This is a genomic window from Kitasatospora sp. NPDC022785, from assembly GCF_055561295.1.
On sequence record NZ_JBVHHB010000046.1, the window covers coordinates 24,253 to 32,323 of the forward strand.

An 8,071-nucleotide genomic window follows, 5' to 3' on the forward strand; every position below is an offset into this window, starting at 1 on the left:
CTCGCTACGGCGACTGCTGCTACGGGTCCGGCCGTCCGGCCCGCCGGGGAGGTGGCGGCGGGCCGGACGGCTTCAGGGGTGCTACTTCGCGAAGCCCGGGAGGAGCTTGGCGTAGTCGGTGGCGACGGTGTTCAGGCCGTCCTGGGTGCCGGTGCCCTGGACCACCTTGCCGAGGTTGGTGCCGAGCGAGGCGAACAGCGAGCTGTACTCGGGCAGTTCGGGGCGGGGCCGGGCGCTGGTGAGCACGGCCTGGAAGCCGGCGATGCCGGGGTCGGCCTTGACCTCGGGGGTGAAGGCGTCGGCGCGGGTCGGCAGGGTGGAGTTCTTCTGCGCGATGAACGACTCGCTCTCGGCAGAGGTCATGAAGGCGGCGAACTTCTCGGCCGCGGCCTTGTGGGCCTTGTCCGAACCGGCGTAGACGGAGATGTTGTGGCCGCCGGTGGGGGCGCCGGCCTTGCCCGCGGAGCCGGCCGGGACGGGGGCGATGCCGAGGTTGTTCTTGTCGGCGAACGCGGTGCCCTTGTAGATGTTGGTGATCTCCCAGGGGCCCTGGATGATCGCCGCGACCTTGCCGCTGTTGAAGGCGTCCATCATGTGCGCGTAGGCGTCGGTGGTGACGTCGGCCTTGGCGGTGCCCGGCGAGGTGAACATCGTCTTGTACGTCTCGATGCCCTTGACGGCCTCGGGCGAGGTGACGGTGATCTTCTTGCCGGCGGCGTCGACGGTGTCGGTGCCCTCGCCGAACAGGAACGGCATCGCGTAGTAGCCGTCGGCGGCCTTCAGCCAGAAGCCGTCCACGCCGGCCTTCTCCTTGACGGCGGCCGCGGCGGTCTTCAGCTCGTCCCAGGTCTTGGGGGCGGCGGTGATGCCGGCCTTGGTGAAGAGCTCCTTGTTGTAGAGCAGGCCCAGGGTGTCGGTGACCAGCGGGACGCCGTAGAGCTTGCCCTCGTACTTGGCCTGCTGGACGAGGCTGGGCTGGAACGCGCCGGCGTCCGCGGCGGCCGCGGTGCCGTCCAGCGGCTCCAGGTAGCCGGCCTTGGCGAAGGCGGCGGTCCAGCCGACCTCGGAGCGGAACACGTCCGGAGCGCCCTTGGCCCCCATGGCGGTCTGGAGCTTGTTCTGCGCCTGGTCGAACGGCACGTTGACGAAGTCGACCTTGACGTTCGGGTTGGCCTCTTCGAACTTCTTGACGAGAGCCTGGTAGTTCGGGGCCTCGTTGGTGGCGTTCGACGTGTCCCAGTAGGTGAGGGTGACCGGCCCGTCGGCCTTGCCGTCCGAGCTGGAGCCGCTGCTGCCACAGGCAGCCATCGAGACCGCGAGGGCCACAACGAGGGCAGAGGCCGCGATGCCACGCCGCATGAGAACTCCTTGGGAGGGTGGGGGTGCCCGAGATGTTGTGAGACAGGCGCATAATGGCTGCCTCGTGCCGACCGCACCGTTGCTGCCGTCGGGCTCGGAAGGAAGTTAACAGCGGCGCAATCATCACCGAAAGTCCTTGCAGCAAGTTTCTGCAAGAAATGGGGATCGTTACGCCCGCGTGTCCTGGACGTGGCCGCACGGTAGTTCACGGGCGGCACTTCCGCTGTGATTTGTCCGATTCACCCTGGTGTGGGCCCCGCCGTTAATACGCTGCGTTGCGGAAATGTCTTGCAGCAGACTGGTCCCCATGCGCATCAGAGTCGCCACCAGGGAAGAACTGCCGCTGCTGGGCGAGCTGGAACGGGCCGCCGGGGCACCGTTCGCCGCCATCGGGATGCCGGAGATCGCCGAGGACGACCCGCCCACCGTCGACGAGCTGGCGCACTACCTGGACGAGGGCGCCGTGCTGGTCGCCCTGGCCGAGGACGGCGGCGAGCCCGTCGGCTACCTGCTGGCCGAGCCGGTGGACGGCGCGCTCCACATCGAGCAGGTCTCCGTCCACCCCGGCCACGCCCGCCACGGCATCGGCCGGGCGCTGATCGAGCACCTGGCGGCGGGCACCGACGCGCCCGCCCTCACCCTCACGACCTTCGCCGACGTCCCCTGGAACGCCCCCTACTACGCCCGCTTGGGCTTCCGGCCGCTCGACGGCGCCGAGGTCACCCCCGGCCTGCGGGAGATCCGCCGCCGGGAGGCCGAGCACGGGCTCGACCGCTGGCCCCGGCTCTGCATGCGCAGGGAGCTCGGTGAGGTCGTCCCGCCGGTCTTGCCGGGCGCGCGCCGAACGGCCCGCCGGACAGGACCTAGCTGATCCCCAGCCGCAGCACGGTGGTCGAGCGGAACTCCCCGCCCGGGCGCAGCTCGGTGCTCGGGAATGCCGGGTGGTGCGGCGAGTCGGGGAAGTGCTGGGTCTCCAGCGCGATCCCCGCGAACGGCCCGTACGGCACACCGCTCGCGCCGGTCACCGCGCCCTGGAACTTGTTGGCGGTGTAGACCTGCACGCCCGGCTCGGTGGTCAGCACCTCCAGGGTGCGGCCGCTGGCCGGGTCCTCCAGCAGCGCCGCCCGGGCCGGGGTGCCGTCGGCCGGGCGCGGGCGGAGCACCCAGTTGTGGTCGTAGCCGCCGGGCCCGGTCAGCTGCGGGTGCTCGTCGTGCACCGACTTGCCGATCGGCCGCGCGGTGGTGAAGTCGAACGGCGTGCCGGCCACCGGCTCCGTCCGCCCGTACGGGATCTGCCGGTGGTCGGCGGGGGTGTACTCGTCGGCGTCCAGGGTCAGCAGGTGGCCGAGGATGTCGCCGCTGCCCTCGCCGGCGAGGTTGAAGTACGCGTGGTTGGTGAGGTTGAGGACGGTCGGCTTGCTGGTGGTCGCGCGGTAACCGATCACCAGCTCGCCGGCGGCGCTCAGCGTGTAGTCGACGGTCACGTCGAGCGCGCCGGGGAAGCCCTGGTCGCCGTCCGGGCTGTGCAGGTGCAGCCGGACGCCGTCGGGCAGCGGCCGGGCCTCCCACATCCGGTGCGCGAAGCCGTCCGGGCCGCCGTGCAGGGTGACGCCGCCGCCGGTCGGGGCGAGCGGGTGCTCCTCGCCGTCGATGGTCACCTTACTGGCGTCGATGCGGTTGGCGTAGCGGCCGACCACCGTGCCGTAGTGCCGGGCCGGGCCGAGGATCTCGGCGAGCCGGTCGCCGGCGAGCAGCAGTTGTGCGGGCCGGCCGGCGCGGTCGGGGGCGATGAGGGTGTGCAGGGTGGCGCCGAGGCTGAGCACGCTCGCCTCGTACGGGCCGGCCCGCAGCGTCCAGCGCTCGATCGCGGCGCCCGCGCCCGAGGGTTCGAGGGGTTCGCGCCGCACGCTGGTCTCCTGCGACCCGTTCGCCGGGGGCGTCGCCATGGCCTGCTCCTCACTGGCGGCCGCGGCACACCGCGACCCCCTGGTACCGGGTCCGTCCGGGGCTCGCGGCCCCGTGGGCCAGCGTAGTCAGCGGGGCAGCGGCGCGGGCGCTCCTGCCGCCCCGCGCGCCGCCGTCGCGCCTACGTCCGCCGACCCCTCGAAAAGGCCGCCGTTACTCCGACGTACCGTCGTGCCGCTCCGCCGTGCCTTCGGGCCGCTCCGCCGTGCCTTCGGGCCGCTCCGCCGTGCCACCCTGCGGGTCCGCCGCGCCCTCACGCCTCTGCGCCGGACCCTCGCGCCGCTCCGGCGTACCGTCGCGCTGCTCGGGCGGCAGGCCGAGTGCCGAGGCAAGGCCGTCCGGGCCGCTGCCCGCCTTGCGGTACACGGCCGCGAGCCGACGGCTGACCAGGCTGAGGTGGACGCCCAGCTCCTCGGCGATCCGCTGCGGCGGCACACCCCGGACGGCGAGCCGGGCGACGTCCCACTCGGGCTGGCTGAGCATCTCCCGGACGTCGCCGAGGCGGTTGGGCCGCAGGCCGTAGTTGGCCAGCTCGCGGCGGGCCCGGTCGACCAGGCCGTCGGCGGCGCAGTGCTGGGCCAGCTCGATGCCCTGGTAGAGGAACTCCTGGGCGTCCTCCAGCCGGCCGACCCGGCGCAGCGCGGCCCCGAGGTCCACCAGGGCGACGGCGTGCTCGTAGCCGGCGGGCGACTGCCCGAGGTGGCGCACGGCCTCCTCCAGCAGCTCGACCGCCTGCTGGCCGTCCTCGATCTCGGCGTGCAGCCGCAGCGCGGTGCCGATGGCCGAGGCGGTGCCGAACCGGCGGGCGTCCCGGACGGAGCGCTGGGCGTACGCGCGGGCCCGCTCGGGCTCGTCCTCGGCGAGCGCGATGGCGAGGTGGCCGGCCCAGGGCGCCCAGACCGTGTTGTGCCAGCCGCGGGCGTCCAGCTGGGCGCCGGCCTCGGTGAGCGCGGCGGCGGCCCCGGCGTTGCGCCCCTTGGCGAGCAGCAGCTTGCCGTAGAGCGAGGCCGCGTCGGGCAGCACCATCGCGGTGGCGTGGTAGGGCGGACCGAACCCGAAGCCGATCGCGAGGTCCCAGGCCTCGTCGATACGGCCGCGGGCGATCAGGGTGTCCACCAGGACGCCGACCGCGTCCCAGGCGAGCGGCAGCTTGGGGCCGATCCGCTCGGAGAGCCGCAGGGCCCGGCGCAGGAAGTCCTCCGCCTCGGCGAGCAGACCGCGGCGGAACCGGGCCAGGCCCATCAGGAAGTAGGCGAAGCCCCGGTGGGCACCGCTCCAGCCGGCGATCTCGAACTGGACGATGGCGTCGCCGAAGAGCCGCTCGGCCTGGGCGATGCGGTCGCTGTAGGTGTAGGCGAGGCCGAGCGTGGCGGGCAGTTCGAAGCCCCAGGTGTTGTCGGTCCAGCCGAGGCCCTTGGGCAGCCGGCCCTGGTCGAGGACCTGGTCCGCGTGGCGCAGCACCTCGGCGGAGGACTCGCCGCGCAGGGTGAGGTCCCAGGCGCGCAGCGCGAGGACGGCCCGGTCTGCGGCCTCGCGGCCGGTGAGGCTGCGGCAGAGCGCGCCCAGCCGCTCGGAGCGGGCCGGCCCGTCCTCCTCGGACTTGCGGTAGGCGTGCCACATGAACGAGGCGGCCTCCAGCCGCAGCCGCCCGGCCGGATCGTCGACCGTCTGCTCGGCCTCCTCCTGGCAGACCCGCGCGGCCTCGCCGAGCTGGCCGCTGTGCGCCAGCACCTCGGAGAGCCGGAAGGTGGCGTCGACGCGGAGCGAGGGGCGCAGCGGCCCCTCTTCGGGGTCGAGCGCGAGCTTCAGCTGGTTGACGGTGGCCATCGGGTCGGTCAGCAGTGCGGAGCAGCCCAGCTCGTAGAGCACCTCGGCGCGGATGTCGTCGTCCGGCGGCTCGGCGAGGGCGCGGTGCAGGCAGCGCTGGGCGGCCTCCGGGGCGCCGATCAGGAGGTGCTCGCTCGCCGCGCGGCGCAGCTTGCGGACGGTGCGGTCGTCACCCTCTCCGGGGAAGGTCTCGACCAGGTGGCGGGAGGCGGCGAGCAGGCCGAGCCCGGCGTTCTCGATCTCGGCGGCGGCCACGCCGTGCATGCCGGTCCGGGTGGACTCCTTCATCGTGTTGTAGATCGAGCTGCCGATCAGCGGGTGGACGAACTCGAGGTTCCCGTTGGGCGTCTGGGTGAGGACGCGCTGCTTGCGCAGTTGCTTGATGGACTCGCGGGAGCCCTCGGGGCTCTGGGTGGAGATCCGGGCGGCGAGGTCGGGCCGGATGTCGGTGCCGAGCATGGCGCAGGCCCAGGCGAACCGCAGGGTGCTGGCGCCGAGCCGCTCCAGCCAGCCGGTGAGGGTGGTCCCGGTGGCGTCGACGGCGAGTTCGCGCAGCTGCTGGGAGTTCTCCTCGACCGGGTCGAGCTCCTGGTCACGGACCTGGTCCAGGAGGGCGACGGCCTCGAAGGGGTTGCCGCTGACGACGTTCCAGAACTCGTAGCAGAAGGCGTCCTCGGCCTTGTCGCCGAGCTCGGCGCGGACCATGTCGGTGACGGAGACCAGGGTGAGCCGGCCGAGTTCGTGCCGGCGGGTGGCGAGCGCGGTGACGGCGGCCTGGTGCTCCTGGGCCTCGGGCTGCCAGTCCGCGATGTCGTCCCGGTAGGCGAAGACCAGCAGGACGGGCAGTTCGCTGGCGCGGAGGGCGAACTGGGAGAGCCAGGCGAGCGATTCGAGGTCGGACCAGTGCAGGTCGTCGACGATCATCACCAGCGGCGCCCGGCGCGGGGCGAGCTGGGTGAGGACGTAGTCGAGGCCGTCGCGCACGCCCTGCGGGTCGAGCCGGCGGGCACCGGCCTTCGGCTGCTTGAGGCCCATGGCCGGACCGACGACCTCCTCCCAGGTGCCCATGACCTGCCGGAACTCGGACGGGGCGAGGCCGCCGAGGACGGGCTGGAGCAGCTGGCGCAGGACGTGGTACGGCTCGTTGGACTGGCGCTCGCCGCCGCGGGCGAACAGGACGGTGGCGCCCTCGCGGAGCTTGGCGATCCGGCGGACCTCGTGCAGCAGGCTGGTCTTGCCGATGCCGGGCCGGCCGGAGAAGGTGAGCAGCTCGCCGATCTCGGTGCCGCCGGCGGCGAATTCGCGGCAGAGCTTCTCCACCGCGGCCTCGGCCGACCGGAGTTCGGCATCGCGGTCGCGCAGCCTGACCCGGCTCGGTGCGGCGTCCGACTCCCGCCCTCCGGTACCCGCCCCCGCCCGAAGTTCGTGTCCCTGCTCGGTCACCGTCGTGCCTCCGCCTCGCCGTACCCTGCTCGTGGAGCCGAGATTAGCGCCGCGGGGGGCGTGCTGTTCGGTGTTCGCCCAGGCTGGGACGGAGATTGAGGGTTCGGACTGCTTGCCAAGGGCAATTGCCCTATATCCCTAACGTCCGATCATTGCATCGGATACTCTACGGCCCTCCAGGCTAGTTGATCTTGCCATTTCGGACCCGCGCTGTCGAGTCCCTCCCCCAACTCCCCCCACACCCAGCACCACCAGCGCCCCCACCCTCCGCCGCACCGGGAGTCCGATGTCTGACGACACCTCACTTCAGATTCCGTTCCCGCACCGTCGCAGTCCCCACGGGCCGTATGCCACCGAACTGCACCGCGAGTGGCTGACCCGGCACCCACTGCTCCCCGACCCCGCGCACCCCTCCTACGCGCACTGGGACGTGGTGGACCTCGCCGCCCTCGGCTACCCCGACTCCGGGCCGGACGAACTCGCCCTGGCCGCCGACCTGATGGGCTTCTACTTCCTCTTCGACGACCAGTTCGACGGCCCCCTCGGCCGCCGGCCCGCCGAGGTGGCCCCGATCTGCGAACGGCTCATCGCCGTCCTTCACGGCGCCCGCCCCGACCCGGGCTCCGCCGTCGAGACCGCCTTCGCGGACCTCTGGGAGCGCAGCGTGCGCGGCATGCCCGCGCGCTGGCAGGCGCGCGCCGCCTACAACTGGGAGTGGTACCTGGCCAGCCACCCCGCCGAGGCCGCCGGCCGGATCTCCGAGCGGCCGCCGGACCGCGACGGCTACCTGACCCTGCGCCGGGGCACCGCCGCGATGGAGACCATCTTCGACATGGCGGAGCGCCTCGGCCACTACGAGGTACCCGCCGCCGTCCTCCACCACCCGGTGCTCCGCCAGATCCGCCAGCTCGCCGCCGACATCCCCTCGCTCAGCAACGACGTCCGCTCGTTCCCGCTGGAGGAACCGCGCGGAGACGTCAACAACCTGGTGATGATCGTGCAACGGGAGCGCCGCTGCTCGGCCGAGGAGGCCTGCGCGGTGGTGATGGACGAGGCCCAGCTGATGGTCGAGCGCTGCCGCGAGCTGTATGACCGGCTCCCCGACGTCCACCGGGAGCTGGGCCTGGCGCGGGTCGAACGGGCCGTCGCCCAGCGCTACGCCGACGGCCTGGTCACCTGGCTCGCCGGATACCTCAACTGGGAGTCCCGGACCGGCCGTTACATCGCCGCCTGAACCCGCCCGGGCCCGGATCGGCCCGCCCGGCCCCCATCGGGGCTGTCCGGAGCCCCGGGACACCGTTGGGCGCGTCCAGGCCCACCCCAAAGCACCTCCGGGCGCGTCCGGGCCTGCCCGGGGCATCTCCGGGCGCGTCCGGGCCTGCCCGGGACACCGTTGGGCGCGTCCAGGCCCACCCCAAAGCACCTCCGGGCGCGTCCGGGCCTGCCCGGGGCATCTCCGGGCGCGTCCGGGCCTGCC

Annotated in this window: 5 protein-coding genes; 2 read left to right on the top strand and 3 right to left on the bottom strand. The window is 73.1% G+C overall.

The features are described from left to right. Window positions 1-81: 81 nt before the first annotated feature. Window positions 82-1,359 (bottom strand): extracellular solute-binding protein, encoded by a 1,278-nt coding sequence (locus ACZ3YO_RS38770; protein ID WP_396320112.1) that lies wholly within the window; start codon window positions 1,357-1,359, stop codon window positions 82-84. Between the two features lie 307 nt (window positions 1,360-1,666). Here ACZ3YO_RS38770 and ACZ3YO_RS38775 point away from each other — a divergent pair, with 307 nt between their 5' ends. After that, on the top strand, window positions 1,667-2,230 hold the full coding sequence (locus tag ACZ3YO_RS38775) for a GNAT family N-acetyltransferase (RefSeq protein ID WP_465578852.1): 564 nt from the start codon (window positions 1,667-1,669) through the stop codon (window positions 2,228-2,230). Here the strand turns inward: ACZ3YO_RS38775 and ACZ3YO_RS38780 are convergent. Both ACZ3YO_RS38780 and ACZ3YO_RS38785 read right to left on the bottom strand, forming a co-directional pair. Continuing rightward, a complete protein-coding gene (locus ACZ3YO_RS38780) occupies window positions 2,223-3,305 on the bottom strand; it encodes an aldose epimerase family protein (protein WP_465578854.1) in 1,083 nt (360 codons plus the stop codon). The genes ACZ3YO_RS38775 and ACZ3YO_RS38780 overlap by 8 nt on opposite strands. A gap of 172 nt (window positions 3,306-3,477) precedes the next feature. After that, window positions 3,478-6,594 (bottom strand): ATP-binding protein, encoded by a 3,117-nt coding sequence (locus tag ACZ3YO_RS38785; protein WP_465578856.1) that lies wholly within the window; start codon window positions 6,592-6,594, stop codon window positions 3,478-3,480. A gap of 286 nt (window positions 6,595-6,880) precedes the next feature. On the opposite strand from ACZ3YO_RS38785, the gene ACZ3YO_RS38790 reads away from it, so the two are divergent. Next, window positions 6,881-7,828: a terpene synthase family protein gene (locus ACZ3YO_RS38790; RefSeq protein WP_465578858.1), complete on the top strand. Its 948-nt coding sequence runs from the start codon at window positions 6,881-6,883 to the stop codon at window positions 7,826-7,828. The last annotated feature ends 243 nt before the right edge of the window (window positions 7,829-8,071 follow it).

Excerpts from the sequence above, each read along its gene's own strand:
- ACZ3YO_RS38770 (WP_396320112.1), bottom strand. The coding sequence starts at position 1,359 with ATGCGGCGTGGCATCGCGGCCTCTGCCCTCGTTGTGGCCCTCGCGGTC.
- ACZ3YO_RS38775 (WP_465578852.1), top strand. The coding sequence starts at position 1,667 with ATGCGCATCAGAGTCGCCACCAGGGAAGAACTGCCGCTGCTGGGCGAG.
- ACZ3YO_RS38780 (WP_465578854.1), bottom strand. The coding sequence starts at position 3,305 with ATGGCGACGCCCCCGGCGAACGGGTCGCAGGAGACCAGCGTGCGGCGC.
- ACZ3YO_RS38790 (WP_465578858.1), top strand. The coding sequence starts at position 6,881 with ATGTCTGACGACACCTCACTTCAGATTCCGTTCCCGCACCGTCGCAGT.